The organism is Citrobacter sp. Cu231 (assembly GCF_030332265.1).
Lineage (GTDB): Bacteria > Pseudomonadota > Gammaproteobacteria > Enterobacterales > Enterobacteriaceae > Citrobacter > Citrobacter meridianamericanus.
Window position 1 is genome coordinate 12,794 of record NZ_JAOWIE010000020.1, and the last position, 23,155, is coordinate 35,948.

At 53.7% G+C, this 23,155-nt stretch carries 15 protein-coding genes; 7 read left to right on the forward strand and 8 right to left on the reverse strand.

Annotated features, from left to right (window positions below; genetic code table 11):
* Positions 1-68: 68 nt before the first annotated feature.
* The 5 genes from rplS to ffh form a co-directional block, all read right to left on the reverse strand.
* Complete coding sequence (gene rplS / locus OGY15_RS00855; RefSeq protein ID WP_002914145.1) at positions 69-416, reverse strand: 50S ribosomal protein L19; 348 nt, start codon at positions 414-416, stop codon at positions 69-71.
* A gap of 39 nt (positions 417-455) precedes the next feature.
* Complete coding sequence (gene trmD, locus OGY15_RS00860; RefSeq protein ID WP_003031232.1) at positions 456-1,223, reverse strand: tRNA (guanosine(37)-N1)-methyltransferase TrmD; 768 nt, start codon at positions 1,221-1,223, stop codon at positions 456-458.
* 44 nt (positions 1,224-1,267) lie between these two features.
* Positions 1,268-1,816, reverse strand: coding sequence for a ribosome maturation factor RimM (gene rimM / locus OGY15_RS00865; RefSeq protein ID WP_003031230.1), 549 nt, complete (start codon positions 1,814-1,816; stop codon positions 1,268-1,270).
* A gap of 18 nt (positions 1,817-1,834) precedes the next feature.
* Positions 1,835-2,083: a 30S ribosomal protein S16 gene (gene rpsP / locus OGY15_RS00870; protein ID WP_003031228.1), complete on the reverse strand. Its 249-nt coding sequence runs from the start codon at positions 2,081-2,083 to the stop codon at positions 1,835-1,837.
* Between the two features lie 293 nt (positions 2,084-2,376).
* Positions 2,377-3,738, reverse strand: a complete 1,362-nt coding sequence (gene ffh, locus OGY15_RS00875) for a signal recognition particle protein (protein WP_286537482.1) — start codon at positions 3,736-3,738, stop codon at positions 2,377-2,379.
* Between the two features lie 165 nt (positions 3,739-3,903).
* Here ffh and OGY15_RS00880 point away from each other — a divergent pair, with 165 nt between their 5' ends.
* On the forward strand, positions 3,904-4,695 hold the full coding sequence (locus tag OGY15_RS00880; RefSeq protein ID WP_151218114.1) for a cytochrome C assembly family protein: 792 nt from the start codon (positions 3,904-3,906) through the stop codon (positions 4,693-4,695).
* Between the two features lie 18 nt (positions 4,696-4,713).
* Positions 4,714-6,003: an HlyC/CorC family transporter gene (locus tag OGY15_RS00885; protein WP_187253037.1), complete on the forward strand. Its 1,290-nt coding sequence runs from the start codon at positions 4,714-4,716 to the stop codon at positions 6,001-6,003.
* Between the two features lie 50 nt (positions 6,004-6,053).
* Here OGY15_RS00885 and grpE read toward each other — a convergent pair whose 3' ends face one another.
* On the reverse strand, positions 6,054-6,647 hold the full coding sequence (gene grpE / locus OGY15_RS00890; RefSeq protein WP_210905270.1) for a nucleotide exchange factor GrpE: 594 nt from the start codon (positions 6,645-6,647) through the stop codon (positions 6,054-6,056).
* A 121-nt stretch (positions 6,648-6,768) separates the two neighbouring features.
* Here grpE and nadK point away from each other — a divergent pair, with 121 nt between their 5' ends.
* The 3 genes from nadK to bamE all read left to right on the forward strand — a co-directional run bounded on the left by nadK (position 6,769) and on the right by bamE (position 9,888).
* Positions 6,769-7,647 carry an NAD(+) kinase gene (gene nadK / locus OGY15_RS00895; protein WP_151218116.1) on the forward strand — a complete coding sequence of 293 codons (879 nt, stop codon included), beginning with the start codon at positions 6,769-6,771 and terminating at the stop codon, positions 7,645-7,647.
* Between the two features lie 85 nt (positions 7,648-7,732).
* Entirely contained in the window at positions 7,733-9,394 is a 1,662-nt protein-coding gene (gene recN, locus OGY15_RS00900; RefSeq protein ID WP_286537487.1) for a DNA repair protein RecN, read from the forward strand.
* A gap of 149 nt (positions 9,395-9,543) precedes the next feature.
* A complete protein-coding gene (bamE, locus tag OGY15_RS00905) occupies positions 9,544-9,888 on the forward strand; it encodes an outer membrane protein assembly factor BamE (RefSeq protein WP_003826401.1) in 345 nt (114 codons plus the stop codon).
* A gap of 49 nt (positions 9,889-9,937) precedes the next feature.
* Here the strand turns inward: bamE and OGY15_RS00910 are convergent, their stop codons facing one another.
* Positions 9,938-10,234: an RnfH family protein gene (locus OGY15_RS00910; RefSeq protein WP_151218118.1), complete on the reverse strand. Its 297-nt coding sequence runs from the start codon at positions 10,232-10,234 to the stop codon at positions 9,938-9,940.
* Positions 10,218-10,661, reverse strand: a complete 444-nt coding sequence (gene ratA / locus OGY15_RS00915) for a type II toxin-antitoxin system RatA family toxin (RefSeq protein WP_210905271.1) — start codon at positions 10,659-10,661, stop codon at positions 10,218-10,220. Before ratA ends, OGY15_RS00910 begins: the two co-directional genes overlap by 17 nt.
* Before the next feature lie 154 nt (positions 10,662-10,815).
* On the opposite strand from ratA, the gene smpB reads away from it, so the two are divergent.
* On the forward strand, positions 10,816-11,298 hold the full coding sequence (smpB, locus tag OGY15_RS00920; protein ID WP_003031211.1) for an SsrA-binding protein SmpB: 483 nt from the start codon (positions 10,816-10,818) through the stop codon (positions 11,296-11,298).
* Between the two features lie 571 nt (positions 11,299-11,869).
* The gene (locus OGY15_RS00925; RefSeq protein ID WP_286537492.1) at positions 11,870-23,134 is read left to right on the forward strand and encodes a BapA/Bap/LapF family large adhesin; all 11,265 of its coding nucleotides are present in this window, start codon (positions 11,870-11,872) and stop codon (positions 23,132-23,134) included.
* Positions 23,135-23,155 lie beyond the last annotated feature (21 nt).

Genomic DNA, 23,155 nt, shown 5'->3' on the forward strand with positions numbered 1-23,155 from the left:
GGTCGGAATAAAAAAAGGGCCAGCCTTTCGGCCAGCCCTTTTCTAACAGGATGTCGCTTGCGCGAATCTTAGTTAAGACGCTCTTTGATACGAGCAGACTTACCAGTGCGCTCACGCAGGTAGTACAGTTTAGCTTTACGAACAGCACCACGACGTTTAACAGCAATGCTGTCAACTACCGGAGAGTGAGTCTGGAAGACACGCTCAACGCCTTCGCCGTTGGAAATTTTACGAACAGTGAATGCAGAGTGCAGACCGCGGTTACGAATAGCGATAACCACGCCCTCGAATGCCTGCAGACGTTTTTTGGAACCTTCAACAACCCATACTTTCACTTCCACGGTATCACCCGGACGGAAGGAAGGTACGTCCTGCTTCATCTGTTCTTGTTCAAGTTGCTTAATAATGTTGCTCATAATTTAATCTCTTATCCTGGGTAAACTGATATTGGGGGCTTACGCCTGCCCATCATGTTTATGTTGCTGTTGCGCGTGTTCCTTTTTGAACTCCGCCAGCAACCTTGCTTGCTCTTCAGTCAGAGCCAGGTTTTCCAGAAGTTCAGGTCTTCTAAGCCAGGTCCGGCCCAGCGACTGCTTCAAACGCCAGCGACGTATCTCAGCATGGTTTCCTGACAGTAACACTGCCGGTACTTCCATCTGCTCTAACACTTCAGGTCGGGTATAGTGTGGGCAATCCAGCAATCCATCAGCAAACGAATCTTCGATTGCTGAAGCCTCATGACCCAGAACCCCCGGAATAAACCGGGAAACGGAGTCTATCAGCGTCATTGCTGGTAACTCACCACCGCTGAGGACGTAATCGCCGATTGACCATTCTTCGTCAATTTCGGTTTGAATCACGCGCTCATCTATTCCTTCATAGCGACCACACACCAGAATCAGCTTTTGATTCGTGGCCAGTTCGCTAACGCCCGCTTGATCAAGCTTGCGTCCCTGAGGTGAGAGATAAATCACCTTTGCGCCTTCACCAGCCGCAGCTTTCGCTGCATGAATGGCGTCCCGTAAGGGTTGCACCATCATTAACATCCCCGGTCCGCCGCCGTAAGGACGATCGTCCACGGTACGGTGCCGGTCATGAGTAAAGTCACGAGGACTCCAGCTCTGGATGTTTAGCAGGCCATTTTTTACTGCCCGGCCAGTTACCCCGTAATCGGTAATTGCGCGGAACATTTCTGGAAACAGGCTAACGATACCTATAAACACAAGCCAATCCCCATAACGCCGACTTTTACCGTTTATCCGGTGGTTTAAAAACCAGGATCCCAATCTACTTCGATAGTTCGAGTAGCGAGATCGACTTTCTTGATAACCTGCCCATCGAGGAACGGCACAAGACGTTCCTTGATACCAAACGCATCTTTCAGGTTTGCCTTGATGACGATGACGTCATTCGAACCGGTTTCCATCATATCGACGACTTTACCGAGATCGTAGCCTTCAGTGGTCACTACCTGGCAGCCCATAAGGTCTTTCCAGTAGTAAGAACCATCTTCCAGCGCTGGCAACTGCGAGGAATCCACGACAATTTCGCAATTAGTCAGTAGATTCGCCGAATCACGATCGTCAACGCCTTTCAGCTTGATGATCAGATCCTGATTGTGGTGCTTCCAGCTTTCCAGCTGTACTTGCTGCCACTGACCCGCCTTCTGGATAAACCAGGGCTGATAGTCAAAAATGCTTTCGGCGTCTTCAGTGGAAGAAAACACTCTGAGCCAACCACGGATACCGTAAGAAGACCCCATTTTCCCCAAAACAATGGGTTCCACAGGAGCCTGTGCGGCGAGTTGCTTGCTCATCATGACCACCGTGACAGATTAAGCTGCTTTGTTTGCTGCTTTGATCAGCGTAGCTACGCGATCAGAAATAGTCGCGCCCTGGCCAACCCAGTGAGCGATGCGATCCAGATCCAGGCGAGTGCCTTCTTCTTTTTCGCTAGCGATTGGGTTAAAGAAGCCAACGCGCTCGATGAAGCGACCGTTGCGTGCATTACGGCTGTCGGTAACAACAACCTGGTAGAACGGACGCTTTTTAGCGCCGTGACGAGCTAAACGAATAGTAACCATAACATCCTCTTGTGTGAATAAAACACCCAGGCCCCATCGAGGAACGGAGCCCGGGTGTCATATTAAAAGCCCGAAAATTTTACTGATTTCTGGGGAAAATGCAATCAGCAGTTGATAACTCTGCTATAAAAGGCCGTCGGCAGTGCCGTCAGCCTCCGGAGCGTACACGCAGTACGTGAGCATTTACTCGCTCCGCTCGCCCTTCGGGCCGCCCTAAAGGGCGTTCAAAACACTACAGTGTTTTGTTGAGCACACTCCGGTGTCAAAATGGCAAATAAGGTAGCCCGATATATTTATCTACCGGGGAAGCCGGGCGGCATCATCCCCTTCATACCACGCATCATCTTAGCCATACCGCCCTTCTTCATTTTCTTCATCATGCGCTGCATGTCGTCGAACTGTTTCAGAAGGCGGTTTACGTCCTGTACCTGCATACCGCAACCAGCAGCAATACGGCGTTTACGGGAACCTTTGATGATTTCTGGCTTAGCGCGTTCTTTCATCGTCATCGAGTTGATGATGGCTTCCATACGCACCAGCACTTTATCGTCCATTTGCGATTTCACGTTGTCAGGGATCTGACCCATGCCCGGTAGCTTGCCCATCAGACTTGCCATACCGCCCATGTTTTTCATCTGGTTGAGCTGCTCAAGGAAATCGTTGAGATCGAAGCCATCGCCTTTTTTCAGCTTGCTGGCTAATTTCTCGGCCTGCGCGCGATCAACTTTGCTTTCGATATCTTCGATAAGCGACAGCACGTCGCCCATGCCGAGAATACGTGAAGCAATCCTGTCCGGATGGAACGGCTCCAGTGCTTCAGTTTTCTCCCCGACGCCGAGGAATTTAATCGGCTTGCCGGTGATGTGGCGAATAGAGAGCGCGGCACCGCCACGGGCATCACCATCAACTTTAGTCAGCACCACACCGGTTAACGGCAGCGCTTCGTTAAAGGCTTTGGCGGTATTTGCAGCATCCTGACCGGTCATGGCATCGACCACAAACAGCGTTTCTACCGGCTTGATAGAAGCGTGAACCTGTTTGATTTCGTCCATCATCGCTTCATCAACGTGCAAACGACCGGCGGTATCCACCAGCAGCACGTCGTAGAATTTGAGTTTGGCTTCTTTCAGCGCGGCGTTAACGATATCAACCGGCTTCTGGCCGACATCCGACGGGAAGAAGTCCACACAGACCTGCTCGGCCAGCGTTTCCAGCTGTTTGATCGCCGCCGGGCGATACACGTCTGCGGAAACCACCAGCACTTTCTTCTTGTGTTTCTCACGCAGGAACTTACCCAGCTTACCGACGCTGGTGGTTTTACCCGCCCCCTGCAGGCCCGCCATCAGCACAACGGCTGGCGGCTGTGCAGCCAGATTCAGGGTCTGGTTTTCTTCGCCCATTGCCGCAACCAGTTCGTTACGGACAATCTTGACGAACTCCTGACCCGGCGTCAGGCTTTTGTTAACTTCATGACCAACCGCTTTCTCTTTTACGCGATTGATAAACTCACGCACTACCGGCAGCGCTACGTCAGCCTCCAGCAGCGCCATGCGCACTTCGCGCAGCGTTTCTTTAACGTTGTCTTCAGTAAGGCGTCCACGGCCACTGATATTGCGCAGCGTGCGCGACAAACGATCGGTTAAATTATCAAACATTGTCTCTCGCCTGGGGTGGAAACGGTCGGTCGCGACAGCGACACATCAACAGAAATTTGTCGCAGTATAACATGAAGCCGCCTTTGTTGTTATGCAACGGTTGGAGCAGCGGTCACGTAACGCTATACTGCTTTTCTTTATCACTGGCCAACTGTCGACACCTATATGCCCGTTTTTGCTCTGCTCGCCCTTGTCGCCTACTCAGTCAGCCTTGCGCTGATTATTCCCGCTCTGCTGCAAAAAAACAGCGGCTGGCGGCGTATGGCTATTCTCTCTGCGGTCGTCGCGCTGGTGTGCCATGCTGTCGCTCTGGAAGCACGTATTCTACCCGGCGGTGAAAGCGGACAAAACCTGAGTCTGCTGAACGTTGGCTCGCTGGTGAGTCTGATGATCTGTACCGTGATGACCATCGTCGCGTCGCGCAATCGCGGCTGGCTATTGCTGCCCATTGTCTACGCCTTTGCGCTAATCAATCTCGCCTTTGCCACGTTTATGCCTAACGAGTTCATCACCCATCTCGAAGCTACGCCGGGCATGATGATTCACATCGGGCTGTCGCTGTTCGCTTATGCCACGCTGATTATCGCCGCGCTCTATGCGCTACAGCTGGCATGGATTGACTACCAGTTAAAAAACAAAAAATTGGCCTTCAGCAATGAAATGCCACCGCTGATGAGTATTGAGCGGAAAATGTTTCATATCACCCAAATCGGCGTGGTTCTGCTGACGCTCACCCTGTGCACCGGCCTGTTTTACATGCACAACCTGTTCAGCACGGAGAACATTGATAAAGCCGTCCTCTCTATCGTGGCATGGTTTGTCTATATCGTTCTGTTGTGGGGGCATTACCATGAAGGCTGGCGCGGACGTCGCGTCGTATGGTTTAACGTCGCAGGCGCAGGCATTCTGACGCTGGCCTATTTCGGCAGCCGTATCCTGCAGCAGTTCGTGAGTTAAATCTTTAAGGAACCCTACGTGGAACACATCTCCACCACCACACTCATTGTCACGCTTCTCATCATGGTGGTCATATCCGCCTATTTTTCCGGTTCTGAAACCGGAATGATGACCCTGAATCGCTACCGTCTACGTCATCGGGCCAAGCAGGGAAATCGTCAGGCGAAACGCGTTGAAAAGTTACTGCGCAAGCCGGACCGTCTGATAAGTCTGGTACTCATCGGGAATAACCTGGTGAATATTCTGGCCTCCGCGCTCGGTACCATTGTCGGTATGCGCCTGTATGGCGATGCGGGCGTCGCCATTGCCACCGGGGTATTGACGTTTGTAGTGCTGATATTTGCCGAAGTACTGCCAAAGACCATTGCCGCGCTTTATCCGGAAAAAGTCGCCTATCCAAGCAGCGTCCTGCTGGCCCCACTGCAAATTCTGATGATGCCGTTGGTCTGGCTACTCAATACCATCACGCGGCTGCTAATGCGCATGATGGGCATCAAAACGGATATCGTGGTGAGCGGTTCGTTGAGCAAAGATGAACTGCGAACGCTGGTGAATGAATCGCGCTCGCAAATTTCACGCCGTAACCAGGATATGCTGCTGTCCGTGCTGGATCTGGAAAAAGTCAGCGTCGATGACATCATGATCCCGCGTAACGAAATCATCGGTATTGATATTAACGATGACTGGAAGTCTATCGTACGTCAGCTTTCGCACTCTCCGCACGGCCGCATTGTGCTGTACCGAGACTCGCTGGACGATGCTATCAGTATGCTGCGCGTGCGTGAGGCCTGGCGATTAATGGCAGAAAAAAAAGAGTTCACCAAAGAGACCATGTTACGCGCCGCCGACGAAATCTATTACGTCCCGGAAGGTACACCGCTTAGCACCCAGCTCATTAAGTTTCAGCGAAATAAAAAGAAAGTGGGTCTGGTCGTTAATGAATATGGCGATATTCAGGGACTGGTCACGGTTGAGGATATACTGGAAGAGATTGTCGGCGACTTCACCACCTCAATGTCACCCACGCTTGCCGAAGAAGTAACGCCGCAAAATGATGGCTCAGTGATCATTGACGGCAGCGCCAACGTTCGTGAAATCAATAAGGCGTTTAACTGGCACCTGCCGGAAGATGACGCCCGGACCGTGAATGGTATTATTCTTGAAGCACTGGAAGAGATCCCGGTTGCCGGTACGCGTGTGCGTATTGGGCAGTATGATATCGATATTCTCGACGTCCAGGACAATATGATTAAGCAGGTGCAGGTCTTGCCGGTCAAACCGCTACGGGAAAGCGTGTCGGATCAGTGAGCGTAATTCAGGCCGGGTAGCGCGTGAGCATTACCCGACCTGAAAGCTGATTAGCCTTTGGCTTTCGCCACAGAGACCATCGCGGCGCGAATGGTACGTCCGTTCAGGGTATAACCTTTCTGCATAACCATCAGCACATTACCGGCGGCAACGTCGTCAGACTCTACCATTGCAATGGCCTGGTGCACGTTCGGGTCCATCGGCACATCAATATCCGCCACCACCTGTACGCCAAACTTCGCCACAACATCCAGCATTGACTTACGGGTCAGCTCAATACCTTCAACCATCGCCGCCATCGCGTCATTATCTTTGTCCGCCACTTCCAGCGCGCGGTCCAGGCTATCCAGCACCGGCAGCAGTTCGTTGACGAATTTTTCCAGCGCAAATTTATGCGCTTTTTCTACGTCCAGTTCGGTACGACGACGCAGGTTTTCCATTTCCGCTTTGATACGCAACACGCTGTCGCGCTCGCGAGTTTCGGCTTCAGCAAGCTGAGCTTCCAGATTCGCAATTTTTTCATCGCGCGGATCCACCTGCTCAGCAGAAGCGTTTGATTCAACCGCCTCAACTTCTTCGTGCTGATCCATGATAATTTCTTCCGGGGCTTGCCCCTCAGGCGTTTTCTGTTCTTTACTACTCATGAATTTCTCCGCGTTTTTTCGCATTCATCTCGCTAACCTGGATTATTATGGGGATAAGATTCAGGGTTTCAAGGGAAGTACTCACATTGTCACTAATCTTCGTTACAAGGACCTCGAGAAAATGAACAAACATTTCAAGTGTATTGGCATTGTGGGGCATCCACGTCACCCCACTGCACTGACCACACATGAAATGCTCTACCGCTGGCTTTGCGCCAAAGGTTATGAGGTTATCGTCGAGCAACAAATCGCCCACGAGCTGCAGTTGAAAAATGTGAAAACCGGTACGCTCGCAGAGATTGGCCATCAGGCAGACCTCGCCGTGGTCGTTGGCGGCGATGGCAATATGTTGGGTGCGGCACGCACTCTGGCACGTTATGACATCAAGGTTATCGGGATTAACCGCGGCAACCTCGGTTTCCTGACCGATCTAGACCCTGACAATGCCCAGCAGCAGTTAGCTGACGTGCTGGAAGGCCACTACATCAGCGAAAAGCGCTTTCTACTCGAAGCCCAGGTGTGCCAGCAAGATTGCCAAAAGCGCATTAGCACGGCCATCAATGAAGTTGTGCTGCACCCCGGAAAAGTGGCGCACATGATTGAATTTGAAGTCTACATTGATGAAATCTTTGCCTTCTCTCAGCGTTCTGACGGGCTAATTATCTCCACCCCTACCGGCTCTACCGCCTATTCGCTCTCTGCCGGAGGCCCAATTCTGACGCCTTCTTTAGATGCTATTACGCTGGTACCGATGTTCCCGCATACGCTTTCTGCGCGACCGCTGGTGATCAACAGTAGCAGCACGATTCGCCTGCGCTTTTCACATCGCCGGAACGATTTGGAGATCAGCTGTGACAGCCAGATCGCCCTGCCTATCCAGGAAGGTGAAGACGTATTGATTCGCCGCTGTGATTATCATCTGAACCTGATACACCCCAAAGACTACAGCTATTTCAATACATTAAGCACTAAGTTAGGCTGGTCAAAAAAATTATTCTAATTTAACGCCAACCTCTTTACTGTATAAAAAACCAGTTTATACTGTATGTAATTACAGTAATGGTTTTTCATACAGGAAAACAGCTATGTTGGCACAACTGACCATCAGCAATTTTGCTATCGTTCGTGAACTTGAGATCGATTTTCAGAGCGGAATGACCGTCATTACCGGCGAGACTGGTGCGGGTAAGTCCATTGCCATTGATGCCCTCGGTTTGTGCCTGGGCGGCAGGGCCGATGCCGACATGGTGCGTACAGGCGCCACCCGAGCCGACCTGTGCGCCCGTTTTGCCTTAAAAGACACCCCCGCGGCCCTGCGCTGGCTGGAAGAAAACCAGCTTGAGGAGGGTCGTGAGTGTTTGCTGCGTCGCGTAATCAGCAACGATGGCCGCTCCCGAGGCTTTATCAACGGCACCGCCGTTCCCCTGTCGCAACTGCGCGAGCTGGGACAACTGCTTATTCAAATCCACGGCCAGCACGCGCACCAACTCCTGACGAAATCTGAACACCAAAAAGCCCTGCTTGATGGTTATGCCAATGAAGTGTCCCTGACTCAGGAAATGGCCGCGCGCTACCAGCTGTGGCACCAGAGCTGTCGCGACCTCGCCCATCATCAACAACAAAGCCAGGAACGCGCGGCCCGGGCGGAGCTGTTACAGTATCAGTTAAAGGAACTGAACGAATTTAGCCCGCAGCCGGGCGAATTTGAGCAAATTGATGAAGAGTACAAACGTCTGGCTAACAGTGGGCAATTGCTCACGTCCAGCCAACAGGCACTGGCTATCATGGCAGACGGCGAAGACGTTAATCTGCAAAGTCAGCTGTATACGGTAAAACAGCTGGTTAGTGAACTGGCAGGAATGGACGGTAAGCTCTCCGGTATTCTGGACATGCTGGAAGAGGCGACCATCCAGCTCAGTGAAGCCAGCGACGAGCTTCGCCACTATTGCGATCGTCTGGATTTAGACCCTAACCGCTTGTTCGAACTGGAGCAACGTATTTCCAGACAAATCTCGTTGGCGCGTAAGCATCATGTTGCCCCTGAAGCACTGCCACTGTTCTACCAGTCATTGCTGGATGAGCAACAACAACTGGACGATCAGGCAGACTCACTCGAAACATTAACCCTGGCGGTGAACAATCATCACCAGCAGGCGCTGGAAACGGCAAAAATGCTGCATCAGCAGCGTCAACATTATGCTCAGGAACTGGGACAACTTATTACAGAGAGCATGCATGCTCTCTCGATGCCGCACGGTGTCTTTTGTATTGATGTGAAATTTGAGGAACACCATCTGAGCGCAGACGGTGCCGATCGCGTGGAATTTAAAGTTACCACTAACCCCGGTCAGCCGTTACAGCCCATTGCGAAAGTCGCTTCTGGCGGCGAGCTGTCTCGCATTGCGCTGGCTATTCAGGTCATCACCGCACGTAAAATGGAAACCCCTGCCCTGATTTTCGATGAGGTGGATGTCGGTATTAGCGGCCCGACTGCTGCTGTGGTGGGTAAAATGCTGCGTCAGCTAGGTGAGTCAACCCAGGTTATGTGTGTGACTCACCTGCCGCAGGTTGCTGGCTGCGGTCATCAACATTTCTATGTCAGCAAAGAAACTGACGGCGCAATGACCGAAACACACATGCAGCCGCTTGATAAACGCGCTCGTCTGCAGGAATTAGCCCGCCTGCTTGGCGGGAGCGAAGTGACGCGCAATACCCTCGCAAATGCAAAAGAACTGCTGGCGGCATAAACTTTTTTACCTTGTGAAGGTCTGAGTTCAACATAAAATCGCCGACCGACCCGACAGCAAAAGGTTTTAAAGTGGTGAAAGGTCTATTATCATCGGCATATTACATATGAGCCGCGTACTGCTCGGGCCCGAAAAGGAATCAAATCACTATGCGCTGTAAAACGCTGACTGCTGCTGCAGCAGTACTACTGATGTTGACTGCAGGCTGTTCCACTCTGGAGCGAGTGGTTTACCGCCCTGACATCAACCAGGGAAATTATCTGACACCTACCGATGTCGCCAAAGTGCGTACAGGTATGACGCAACAGCAAGTTGCTTATGCTCTGGGTACACCAATGATGTCCGATCCTTTTGGTACTAACACCTGGTTTTATGTGTTCCGTCAGCAGCCTGGGCATGAAGGTGTAACACAGCAAACGCTGACGCTGACCTTTAACAGCAGCGGCGTATTGACCAACATTGATAACAAACCCGCTCTGACCGACAACAAGTAGGTTTGAGAGATCAAAAAAGGTGCTCAATGAGCACCTTTTTTATTGTCTGTTATTTTTTAGCGGATTTTTCTGCTCGCTGCCTGCGCAGTTCTTTTGGATCAGCAATCAATGGCCGATAAATTTCCACCCGATCGCCGTCATGCAGAACATCAGCTAGCTTAACCGGACGGCTGTAGACGCCCACTTTATTTTTACTGAGATCGATATCGGTACGTAATTCCAGCAGCCCGGAAGCACGAATAGCCTCTTCCACCGTTGCACCCTGCTGCAGCGTGACGCGCTGTAAATACTGTTTCTCGGGCAGCGCGTACGCTACTTCAACAACAATTTTAGCCGACGCTGACACTGTAAACCTCTTTCGCGCGAAGCGTGAAGGCCTGCACCATGTTAGAAGCCAGCTCTTTAAAGATGCGGCCAAACGCCAGCTCGATTAACTTATTGGTGAACTCAAAATCGAGATGAAACTCAATACGACACGCTTCATGGCTTAGTGGCGTAAACTTCCAGCCGCCAATCAGTTTCTTGAACGGTCCATCGACCAGATGCATCAGGATGCTCTGATTACTGGTCAGTTGATTGCGCGTGGTGAACGTTTTGCTGATCCCTGCTTTCGAGACATCCACAGCGGCCGTCATTTGTCCTGGAGTCGACTCCAGCACGCGGCTACCGGTGCAACCCGGTAAAAACTGGGGATAGGATTTAACATCATTCACTAGCTGATACATCTGTTCCGCACTGTAAGGTACTAAAGCGGTCCGGCTAATCTGAGGCATAACAATTTCCATCAATATCAATCACGCAAATAATACCATTTATCCCCTGCTAAAAAAAACGCTATAGCCTAACTCGTGCTAAGATAGCGCCTTGCGCCCCGCTGGATGAAATGGGGTGTTTTTCGATTCCAGATTACCTATACTGAGCGGCATTATGACGAAGAAAAAAGCACACAAACCTGGCTCAGCCACAATCGCGCTTAACAAGCGCGCACGACACGAATACTTTATTGAAGAAGAGTTCGAAGCAGGCCTCGCCTTGCAGGGTTGGGAAGTCAAATCCCTGCGCGCGGGTAAAGCTAACATCGGCGACAGCTATGTCATTCTTAAAGACGGCGAAGCGTTCCTGTTTGGCGCCAACTTCACGCCGATGGCGGTGGCCTCAACGCACGTAGTATGCGATCCCACTCGCACCCGTAAGTTGTTGTTAAACCAGCGCGAGCTCGACTCCTTGTATGGTCGAATGAATCGTGATGGTTATACCGTTGTTGCGCTTTCGCTGTACTGGAAAAATGCCTGGTGCAAAGTGAAAATTGGCGTTGCAAAAGGTAAGAAACAGCACGACAAACGCTCTGATGTCAAAGAACGCGAATGGCAGTTAGATAAAGCGCGTATTATGAAAAATGCTGGCCGCTAAACGCCACTCCACTGCAACCAGTCTCTCATCTTGAGGCTGGTTCTTATTTTTTAGTTATTGAACCCTGCCCAATACATTCACCCAACTTATAGTATATTTATGCTGAATCGTCCAAAGATGAAATAACCCCTCTATCATTATGGTAGCTGTCTATAGTCTAATAATATAAAAGTTCAAGATCATAAATTCGTATTTTATTTTATTGAATAACACTATTATTACTGGCGTTTATTATATTATATAAAATCCAAATAAAGACAATTAATACAACAGGTTAACAAGTAAACCTCCGTTAAAATCATACTGGAAAGAATCCTTTTCAAATGACTAAATAGTTTTTTAAAATGGATAAGTTGCAGAATAGTTTCTTTCTGACTATATCATCTAATACGAAAGAACTATTCAGCCAAAAGGGCCCAAACGCAATACGTCGATAAAATAACATCTGCTTGACCTAATCAATGTAATTACATGTGTAAATTCATTTTTATGATGAACCGGGCCCCTGTCTGCTCATTTTCCCAGCGCTGTTGCGGATTAATACTCCCGCCATGCCATCAGGAGTGAACATATGCGTCTACTCGCCGTTGTATCAAAATTAACTGGCGTTTCCACAAATGTTGAAACCTCTGAAGTTACGCTCAGTTCACCTTCTATAGTGAAACTGTCGGTGTCGCGTGAGGAAGTAAGCCAACTGACACGCGTTAATCAGGATCTGGTTGTCACACTCCGTTCAGGTGAAACCATCACCATTAAAAACTTCTACGTCGGAAAAGGTGATGCGCAAAACCAGCTTGTTCTGGAAGACAGCAATGGCGCGCTGTGGTGGGTCCAGGATACCGATGGCGCTTTCCACTTCCAGCATTTAGACGATCTCACTCCGCTGATGACAGCCGAAGGTGGTCATGAAGGTGGAGCTGTCTGGCCCTGGGTTCTTGGTGGGATCGCGGTTGCTGGTGGAATAGGCCTTGCTGCAGGAGGCGGTGGCGGTGGTGGCAGCGGTGGGAGTGATAACAATGCCGGAAACGGTAATAGTGGCAACGGCAATGGCAATGGCAATGGCAATGGCAATGGCAATGGTGATGGTGATGGTGATGGTGATGGTGATGGTAACGGCGATGGCGGCACTCCGCCAACGACAACACCTAACATACCAGGCGTGCCCGTTATTACCAGCGTAATCGATAATCAGGAGCTGATTACAGGTCCTGTCAATCAACAGGAATCTACCAACGATAATACGCCTACTCTCCAGGGCACCGGCCCCGCTAATGCCACCTTACATATTTTTGATAACGGTGTCGAAATAGGCCAGGTCACTATCGATGCCAACGGCAACTGGTCGTTTACGCCATCATCTCCGCTCGCGGACGGTACCCACCAGTTTACCGTCAGCGCCTCAGACAGTACGGGCAGCAGTGGAATGTCGGACAGTTGGGAAATTACTGTTGATACGCTTGCCCCCGACGCCCCTGTAGCGACAGAAGTCGCTGATGATTTTGGTTCAATCACCGGTCTTATCGCCAATAATGGCGTAACTGACGATGCCACACCAACGATCACAGGCACCGGCGAAGCAGGCAGTTTCATTAGTGTATCTGATAACGGTATTCTGATAGGCATGGTCCAGGTGGATGACAATGGTTTCTGGACGTTTACACCGGACACGCCGCTCAGCGACGGTGTTCACAACCTAACGCTAACGCAAACAGATGCCGCAGGTAACGTGAGCGCGGAAACAACCGTGCCAACATTTACCGTTGATACGACTCCGCCTGCAGCCGCGATCATTTCTTCCGTTAATCCGGAAGGTACAACGGTAACCGGTAGCGCGGAAGCTGGAAGCCTGGTCATTATCATCGGCAGTAATAATCAGGTTTTAGGTTCTACAACGGTCGATCACACCGGCAATTTCTCCATCGCGATTTCACCGTCACAGACGCACGGAGAAGCGCTGATCGCGAAGATCCAGGATCAGGCAGGTAATATCGGGCCAAATACGTCCTTCAATGCCACCAATTCAGGCTACCCGGGCGTACCCATTATCGTCAGCGTTATGGATGATGTCGCCCCCTCAACCGGGCCATTGAGCAACAATCAGGCCACCAATGACCCGACGCCCACGCTCTCAGGTATCGCAGACGCCAACAGCACGGTAAACATTTATAACAATGGCAGCCTGCTGGCGAGCGTTACTGCTGATGCTAACGGAAACTGGAACTGGGCTTCGCCAACCAACCTGCCTGATGGTCCTCACGCCTTTACCGTCGATGCAACGAACGCATCAGGAACCGGAGGAATGTCGGCAGCATTCACTATCAACATTGACACACAACCACCGTTGCCACCGGATGATCTGAGTGTATCCGCTGATGGCACTGTCGTCACCGGAACCACCGAGCCCGGCAATACCGTGGTTATCACCGACGCTGGCAATAATCCTATCGGCAGCGGTGTCGCCGGACCCGATGGCTCATTTTCTATCACTATTAACCCGCCGCAGACCAATGGCGAAACCATTACCGCTGTCGCTACCGACCCGGCAGGAAACCTAAGCCCATCGGAAACGGCGCTCGCGCCAGACATCACGGCCCCGCAGCCGCCTGCTAATCTGGTGATTAATCCCACTGGCGATCAGGTGACCGGCACCGCAGAACCCAACAGTACGGTGCATATCCTGGCTCCCGGCGGCGCGATTATTGGAACAGCAACCGCAGGCTCAGGTGGGAGTTTCACCGCCACGCTGGTTCCACCACAGACCAATGGAGAACATCTCGTCGCCAACGCGACGGACGCGGCAGGTAATACCAGCGCCAACAGCCCAGTTACCGCACCGGATACCACAGCGCCTGATGCGCCAACTGGCGTCACCGTTTCAGGAGACGGCAGTTCTGTGAGTGGACATGCTGAAGCGGGGAGCACCGTCACCGTCAAAGACAGCAACGGTAACCAGATTGGCGTAGGCCAGGCTGACAGCGGCGGCAACTTCGCCGTGTCTATAACACCGTCGCAAAAGAACGGCGAAACGGTAAACGTCACCGCAACGGACAGCAGCAATAACGAGAGTCTGCCGACTTCCGCGTTGGCGCCGGATATCACCGCCCCCGACACCCCGATCATTACCGCCGTGACGGATGACCAGCCCATGTACCAGGGCCCTCTCAATAACGGCGACGTCACCAACGATAGCAAGCCTAAACTGGAAGGCACCGCCGAAGCGGGTTCTCAGGTCAAAATTTACGATAACGGCACCCTGCTAACAACCATTACCGCTGATATCAACGGTAACTGGAACTATACACCCACCTCTGCGTTGGGCCAGGGGGCGCACGTATTTACAGTGACGGCAACCGATGCCGCCAACAATACCAGCAGCGCGGCAAGCTGGAAAATCATTGTCGATAGCATCGCGCCGACAGCACCCGCCATTACATTGGTGAACGATGATGTCGGGACGATAACCGGCAATGTCGCCAACAATGGCGGCATCACCAATGACAACACGCCGACGATTTCAGGTACCGGTGAACCCGGTTCGTTGGTCAGTTTGTTTGATAATGGCGTTTTGCTAAATACTGTCCTGGTCACCAGTTCCGGCACATGGCGCTATACGGTGCCGGATAGCGCTCCACTCACTGATCGGGTGCATAATTTCACGGTATCGGCCACGGACATGGCAGGTAACGTCACCACCTCACCAATCGTGGTGTCTGTTACGGTGGATACGCAAGCGCCCGCCGCACCTGTCATTGTCAGTATGACGGATGATGTCGGTAGCATCCAAAGCGATCTGCTCACCAACAAGAGTACGGACGATACTCTGCCAAAACTGAACGGTACGGGGGTTGCAGGTTCAACCGTCACGCTCTATGACGGTACGACGCCTGTTGGCAGCGTGGTAGTGCCGCCTGGAGGTAACTGGAGCATCCAGTTGACTCAACCGCTAAGCGAAGGGCCACACACTCTGACAGCCGTGGCGACGGATGCCGCAGGTAATGCCAGCGCGCCGGGAAGCTTTACGTTAACCATTGATACCACCCCACCAGCGGCTCCGGTGATTACCGTCGGTGAAGGACTCGTGGGCAACACCACCGTTGCTCTGGCGAACGGCGGTAGTACGAAAAGTACCGCACCGGCCCTCTCCGGTACGGGTGAGCCGGGCGCAACCATTACTATTTTTGACAATAACGCCAGTATTGGTATCGCCACCGTTCAGCCAAATGGCACCTGGACATTTACCCCGGACCCCGTACTCATAGAGGGTCCACACAAATTTACCGCCACGGCAACTGACGCTGCAGGTAATACGGGGATCCCATCGGCTAGTTTCACTCTGACGGTAGACAACACGCCTCCCGCTCAGCCTGGTGCCCCCATCATTACTGACGATGCGGCTCCGGTAACGGGTGTGGTCACAAATGGCAATACCAACGACACCACGCCAACCTTTAGCGGTACCGGCACGGCTGGTGATGTGATCTCGGTGTATCTCGACGGCAGTACCACGCCGCTGGGCACCACAAAAGTTGGCGCAGATGGCACCTGGAGCTTTACGCCAACCACACCTATTAATCCGGATACTTATCAGGTTACCGTTACCGCAACCGATCCAGCGGGCAACGTCAGCCAGGCTTCGACTCCTGTTACCCTGAACATTGATATTACCCCTCCCGCAACGCCCACAATCCTTGCCGCAAATGACGACGTAGGCGCTGTTCAGGGAGACATCGCAGCAAACGGCACTACCGATGACAGCACACCAACTGTGCGCGGAACCGGCGAAAGCGGCTCGATCATTACGCTGTATAACGGCACGACGGTTATCGGCACCACCACCGTCGTGAATGGTTTGTGGAGCATCACGCCGACGACGGCGCTGCCCAATGGCACCTACACGCTGACGGCGGTCGCCACCGATGCCGCTGGCAACCCCAGCAGCGCATCAAATAGCATCTCGTTTACGGTGAATTCGACGCCGCTTACCGCCCCGCTGGTGACAGATATCGAGGATAACGTCGGCGTGATTACCGGTACACTCGGCAGTGGCAGCGTGACGGACGATCTCTCACCGACCGTCAGCGGTACCGGAACGCCGGGTAGTACGATCCTAATCTATGATAATGGCAATCCCATCCCGCTGATCATCACAATGGTGGGAGCCGATGGTAAGTGGAGCGTGGACGTCCCACTCTCGGCCAACGTGAAACACACGCTGACCTTTGGCGCGCAGGATGCAGCAGGTAATAGCCTCCCGGCGGCCAACCCGATCGTTATAACAACCGATACGCAAGCGCCGGGCGCCCCCGCTGTAGACACCATAGATAATAGCGGTACGCTGGTGAGCGGGACAGCCGAACCGGGCAGCACCGTCATCATCAGAAACGGTACAACGGTGCTGGGCCAGGCCGTCGCAGATAGCATTACCGGCGCTTACACCGTCACAATTTCACCGGCACAGACGGCGGGTGAATCATTGAACGCAATTGCCCAGGATCCAGCGGGTAACCAAAGCGGAGAAACACCGTTTACCGCCTCAATCTCGGGCCTTCCGCATCCGCCAACTCTGCAAATTATCGACGATGTTGCCCCCGGAACAGGCGATATTGGCAACGGGAAAACCACCAATGACACGCAGCCAACCTTACAAGGCGTGGCAACCGCCGGAGCTGATGTAAATATCTACCAAAACGGGCTCCTGCTGACCACCGTCCCGGCTGACGCGAGTACCGGTGCCTGGAGCTACACCCTCCCCACCGCGCTGGCAGACGGCACAACCTGGAGCTACGCTGTGTCGCAAACGGTGGGAAATGACACCAGCGGCAAGTCGCCAAACTATGTCATTACTATCGATACCACCGCGCCGCTTGCGCCGAGCATCACCGCCGTTACTGATGACGTCGCCCCAGTAACGGGCAACGTCGGCAGTGGACAAAGCACCAACGACGCGCGTCCAACACTAAGTGGTTCAGGCGAGATTGGCGCGACCATTACGGTTTATGACGGTGGCGTATCCATCGGCACCACTACCGTTAACAGCAGCGGAAACTGGAGCTTTACCCCGCAGAACGCCCTAAATGACGGCTCTCATACTTTCACCGTACGCGCCACCGACGCCGCCGGAAATCAGGGGCTCGCATCAGCCCCCTATCCGATAACGGTTGATACAGGCCTACCTTCAGCACCGGTCATTGTGTCGGTAACCGATGATGTAGGTGTAACATCCACGCTCATTTCCGGGCAGACAACCAACGATAATACGCCAACCCTGGCAGGTACCACCGAAGCCAATAGCCTGGTCACTCTTCGCGATAACGGCACGGTGATTGGCACCACCACCAGCGACGGAAGCGGCAACTGGAGCTTTACGCCTTCTCCGGCACTCGGCGAAGGCAATCACGCGTTGACCGCCACGGTCACGGACGCTGCTGGCAACGTTAGCCCGGCGACATCGCCGTTCTCGCTGTTGGTCGACACACTCCCGCCAGCAGTACCAACGATTGTGTCAGTCATCGACGATCAGCCGGGAAGCACGCTGTTGACCAACGGCCAACTGACTAATGATGCCCAACCCACTCTGAGTGGCACGACCGAAGCTAATGCTATTGTCACCATTCGTAGTAACGGAACGATCATTGGCACCGCAAATGCCGATGGCTCCGGTAGCTGGAGCTTCACCCCAACAAACGCGCTGGCGCAGGGGGAAAATATCTTTACGGTGACCGCGACGGATGCAGCGGGCAACACCAGCGGAGCTTCTGCCTCGTTCACCGTTTTAGTCGATTCGATTGCGCCGACAGCACCGATAATTCTGACCGTTCAGGACAACACAGCCCCGACAACCGGGCCTATCTCTAACGGGCAAATCAGTAACGAAAGTCGCCCGGCGCTCAGCGGTACGGGTGAAGTTGGCGCGACCATTACTGTCCTGAGCGATGGCCAACCCATTGGCACCACTATCGTCGGCGCGGGTGGAACCTGGAGCTTTACACCCTCAGCAGCGTTAGGTAACGGCCTGCATACGCTGACCGCCACGGCGACAGATAGCGCAGGCAATACCAGCCTTCCTTCAGGTGGCTTTACCTACACCGTCGACACGCTGGCACCGACAGCACCAGCTATTACTCAGGCCGCCGATGATTTCGGGTCGCAGCAAGGGAACTTAACCAACGGTCAGTCAACGGATGACGCACGCCCCGCCTTGAGCGGCACGGCCGAAGCCAATGCCACGGTGAGAATTTACGATAACGGAGCGTTTATCGGTTTAACCACAGCAGATGGCACGGGCGCCTGGAGCTTCACGCCGGGAACCGCGCTTGGCAACGGGAATCACACGCTGACAGCGACAGCAACCGACGCGGCTGGAAACGTAAGCCCAACGTCCGCTGGATTTAACATCGTTGTTGATACCGTGGCCCCGCTAGCGCCAACAATTATCCAGGCTTTTGATGACGTACTGCCAGGTACCGGAACGCTGTCGAACGGTGCTTACACCAATGATACCCGTCCCGTACTGAACGGTTCGGCGGAAGCCGGTGCCCGGATAACTATCTACGATAATGGCACGCTGCTGGCAACAGTAACTGCGGCGATAGACGGCAGCTGGGAATATCTGCCGGCTACGCTGAGCAACGGTCAGCACGTGTTTACCGCTATCGCCGCCGATGCCGCCGGGAACGTGAGCCCCATATCAGGCGGGTTTACTCTTAATGTCGACACCATTGCGCCTTCCGTCCCGCTGCTGGTCTCAGTGGTAGATGATGTCGCAGGCGGCGTGTTCAATGCGGCGCTCAGCAACGGACAACTGACCAATGATGCACGCCCGACTCTAAACGGTACCGCTGAGGCAGGCAGCACTGTCAGCATCTATGACGGCAGCACCCTGCTGGGCACGGCGCTGGTGCAAAGCAATAACAGCTGGTCGTTCACCCCCACCACACCACTGGCGAATGGATCGCACACGTTCACCGTCACCGCCACCGATGCGGCGGGCAACACCAGCGGTGCGACGGCAGGCTTTAACGTGGTGGTCGACACCACGGCACCGGCGCAGCCTTCAATCAGCAATATTATTGACGATGTTGGACCAAACACGGGGGCGATTGGCAGTAATCAGCCAACCAACGACGCACGCCCAACGTTAAACGGCACCACCGAGGCCAACGCGCGGGTCGATATTTATGATAATGGCACCTTTGTCACCAGCGTGACAGCGGACGGCAGCGGCAACTGGAGCTACACCCCGGCTACCGCACTGGCACAAGGTACCCACTCGTTTACCATCACCGCAACGGACAGTGCGGGGAATACCAGTGGTACATCGTCTGCGGCAGCGATTGTGGTCGATACCGTCGCCCCGGGCATCCCTACGGGGCTGGCGGTCAACGCCAACGGCACCACGCTTACTGGCATTGCCGAACCAAACAGCACGGTCATTATTACCTCCAGCGGCGGAACGGTGATCGGTACGGCAACCGCCAACGGCTCCGGTAATTTCACTTTCACGCTGAACCCACCCCAAATCAGTGGGCAAACGCTGCTGGTTAGCGCACAGGACGCCGCAGGCAACATCGGCACGGCGGGTAACGTGCTCGCACCGTTTACCGGCGTACCGCCTGCGCCGGTTATTGCCAGCGTGTTCGATGACGTCGGCACGATCACGGGGCTGGTCGCGGCCGGAAAAACCACCAATGATACCCTGCCTACGCTCAGCGGAACGGCACAGGCTAACGCCATCATCAATCTGTACAACAATGGCGCGCTCATGGGCACTACGACCGCAGACGGTAACGGGCTCTGGAGCTTTACGCCATCCGGCGCGCTCAGCGAAGGCAGCCACGCGTTTACCGCCACGGCAACAAACGTCAACGGCGCAAGCGGGTTGTCCAGTTCGTTCAGCGTGATTGTGGATACCACGCCACCGACCGCGCCAACGATACTGATCAGCGCCGATGGCGGTACCGTCAGCGGCGTCGCCGAAGCGGGAAGCACGGTCATCATCTCTCTACCCGGCGGCACCAGCGTGACAGCAATCGCCAACGGCAGCGGTGTTTACAGCGTCAACCTGCCGGTTCGCCAGATTGAAGGGCAGTCGCTGTCCGCCACGGCAACCGATGCAGCGGGAAATACCTCATCACCAACAAGCGCTATCGCGCCGGTATTGCCGCTGCTGGCTGAAGACAATGTCACCAGTCTGCCACTACAAACCGATGTGATCGTCAGCACCGAGCATCAAAGCGATTATGGCTTCCTGTTGGTTAATACGCTGGGAAATGTCGCCAACGTGCTGGGGAACGATACAGCAGCCGTCAATTTCAGCATCGCCCCTGGCGGCAGCGGATCCATTACGATCAATGCCGCCGCCACCGGCGTGGTCCTGTCGCTGCTGAGCACCATGGAAATTGTCATCCAGCGCTTTGACACCTCGCTGAATGCCTGGGTAACGGTGGTGGATACCGGTAAACCAGACTTTGCCAGCCTACTCACCCTGGGCGCCTCAGGGGTTACGCTCAATTACGGCGGACTGACTGGTGGTGATTACCGTGTGGTCAGCTACAACACCAACCTGCTGGCTACCGGGGCATACACCAGCCTTGATGTCTCGGTGGTGAAAGCCAGCGCAGGGACCATCATTGGCGGTACCACAGAATCCGGCAACATCATCACGGATACCGATCCCGCTAACGGGCAAGATAATGCACCTTCCGGCACGCTGGTCACCGCCGTTACTGACGGTAACGGCAACGTCGTGAACGTCCCGGCGGGCGGCATTGATGTGCAGGGGAAATACGGCATTCTGCATATCAACCAGAATGGTAGCTACACCTATACCCTGACCAATACGTCAATCTCAGTGTATGGACGTTCCGAAAGCTTCACCTACACGCTAACGCATGGCAGCGATCACTCCTCGGCAAAACTGGTGGTCACGCTGGGTCAGGCCCCAACCACCAGTACGGTAACGGCGGCAGACGATGTGGCTGCGCTGACTTACGGGACGCAGGTTATCGCAGTTGATCATGGCTCATCCCAACAAACCGGCTTCACCCTCGCCAGCGTTGGGCTCGGCAATGTGCTGGACGTGAGTCTGGTCAACGGTCTGACTAACCCGATTAAGTTCAACGTTGACGATGGCGCAACCCGCACGTTAACTGTCAAGGCCAGCGTTCTTGGCGTAACGGTGGGCGGTTTTGATCTCTATGTTTATCGTTTCAACGAATCTATTCAGCAGTATGAACAGTTCCGCGTGAAGCCCAATTGGGTCACGGCGCTGTTGGGTGGCAACTCAACGGACTACACCATCACCCTGCCGGGCGGTGACTATCTGTTCCTGCTTAACGCTTCCGGCGGCCTGACGCTGCTGACCGGCTATACCCTGAATATTCTGGCCGATCATACCTACGCCGTTGACAGCCTGAGTGCGGCAACCAATGGAAATCTGCTGGCCAACGACTCGGCTCCGGCTAATAGCGTTATCACCGAAGTGAACGGTGTCACCGTGAATGGGACGGGCACGACCACGATTAATGGGCAGTACGGCACGCTGACTATTGATGCAAAAGGGAACTATACCTACACGCTGAAAAGCGGACTGGGCGCAGACGGTATCAACACACCGGACAGCTTCGTGTATAAGGTCAGGGCACCAAATGGCGATACCGGCAGCGCGTCACTGAACATTACAGCAACCCCGCAGGCGCTGGATGCCGTAAACGACATCAGCAGTCAAATGGCAGTCACCACGCAGGCGGATACTTCCCGGTCGTTCACCGATAGCAGCGTTGGGAGTGCCAGCTGGAACGCCCAACTCCTTTCACCTACCTCACAAAATGGTACCGGCGTCATTGAGGTCGCGACGGGAACGGCGGTGCAAAACGCCATACTGCATTTTAACGTTGCTTCAGGTCTGACGCTGGGCGGGCTAACCGTCACCTGGGCGCTGTATGACAGCAACAACGTCAAGGTTGCCGGCAGCTCATTCAATGGTGGATTACTGGTTGGCGGCAATATCGATATTGCCCTGAGCGGGGTAGTGCTGCACCCCGGCAACTATCGCCTCGACTACACCGGCAGCGTCGGGGCTCTGGGGGTGGGGAATATCACCATCACCCCCAGCGTAAAAGGCACGATAATCGACCTGCAGAACTTCGAGACTTCCGCAGCAAACAGCGTCACTGGCAATATTTATGACGGAGACCATATTGCCAGCGTACATACCCTGCTGACGGTGAACGGCACGGGCGGTAGCACCGCCACGCTGGATCCGCTGAGCAGCACGACCAGCGCCATCATTAACGGGCTATACGGCAAACTGACCATTGGAATTGATGGTCATTACACCTACGCCCTCAACAGCGATGTCTCACTCTCCACCATCATCACCAAAGAGACATTTACCTACACCCTTAACGACCAGAATGGTCATACCGATACCGCAACGCTAACTATCAACATGAATCCGCAGGTGGTGAGCACCGTCGATGCCGATCGTTTTACCGGCAGTGTCTACGGCGATACGCTGATTTATCACCTGCTTAATGCCAACGACGCTACCGGTGGTAACGTTGGCAATGTTGGCGTTGGACCTACCGACACCTGGACCAACTTCTCGCTGGCCCAGGGCGACAAAATCGATATCGGCGACCTGCTGGTGGGCTGGAACGGACAGAACGCGACGCTCGGTAACTACCTCACCGTGACCACTAACGGTAACAACACGGTAATTGCCATCGACCGCGACGGTACGGGCAACACTTATCACTCAACCAATCTCATAACGCTGGAGAACGTACACACCACGCTCGATGAGCTGGTGCAACAAAATCACATTGTGCCCTGACGTTAACGTATAGCGTTAAAG